The sequence below is a fragment of the Sandarakinorhabdus oryzae genome (assembly GCF_009733735.1).
GTDB lineage: Bacteria > Pseudomonadota > Alphaproteobacteria > Sphingomonadales > Sphingomonadaceae > Sandarakinorhabdus > Sandarakinorhabdus oryzae.
This window is the reverse complement of record NZ_WNJP01000371.1, coordinates 1-830: the sequence shown is the minus strand read 5'-3', so window position 1 is coordinate 830 and position 830 is coordinate 1. Positions and strand designations below refer to the sequence as shown.

Sequence of the window (830 nt, the reverse complement as noted above, 5' to 3'; positions counted from 1 at the left end):
ACCCGCGCCCGATGCTGCGCCGCCGGCCGCCGAAGCACCGCTGCTGCCGCCGGAACAGCCCGAGGCCAATCCGGAACGCACACTGGCGCCGGCAGAGCTGAAATCGCTGCCGCCGGGCGCGCCGGTGGGCATCCTGGCAGCCGCGGCGGGCGCTTTTGATGATGATGCCTTCACCGGCAGCAATGGCCGCTTTCTGGCCGGGCTGGCCAACCGCATCGCCGGGCCGGTTGCCTCGCGCTGGCTGACCATCGCGCTGGGCCGGGCGCTGCTGTCGCGCGTGCCGGGGCCGGCCGGCATCGGTGATGGTGACTGGCTGGCGGCGCGCGCCGGGCTGCTGCTGCGGCTGGGCGCGGTCGATCCGGCGCGGCGGCTGGTCGATGCGCTGCCGCTGGAACGCTTCACGCCCGCCACCTATCGCGTTGCCGGCCAGGTGTCGCTGGCCGCCGCCGATCTCGCCGGCCTGTGCCCGATCGCGGCGACCGGGCGCGCATTGTCGGACGATCCGATGTGGGACATGGCGTGGGGCATGTGCGCGGCGATGGACGGCGATGACATCACCGCCGCCGGGGTGATGGACGCGCTGCGCAGCCGGCGCGGGACGGTGCCCTCCTTCGATCTGCGGCTGGCGCAGCGGGTGGTGGTGCTGGCCGGTGGCGCCGGCCGCTCCGATGGGATCAACTGGGCCGAAGCCGATGGCCTGACGCCGTTCGAATATGGCGTTGCCAGCGCTGCCGGGGTGACGGTGCCAGCGGATCGGCTGGCGGCGCTGGGCCCGGCCCACGCCGGCTGGGCGGTGCGCAACCCGGCGGTTCCGCCGCTGGCCCGCCTCG

At 75.1% G+C, this 830-nt stretch carries 1 pseudogene; it reads left to right on the top strand.

Going from position 1 to position 830, the window contains the following annotated elements:
- A pseudogene (locus GJ693_RS17305) lies at positions 1 to 830 on the top strand (hypothetical protein); the annotation flags it as partial.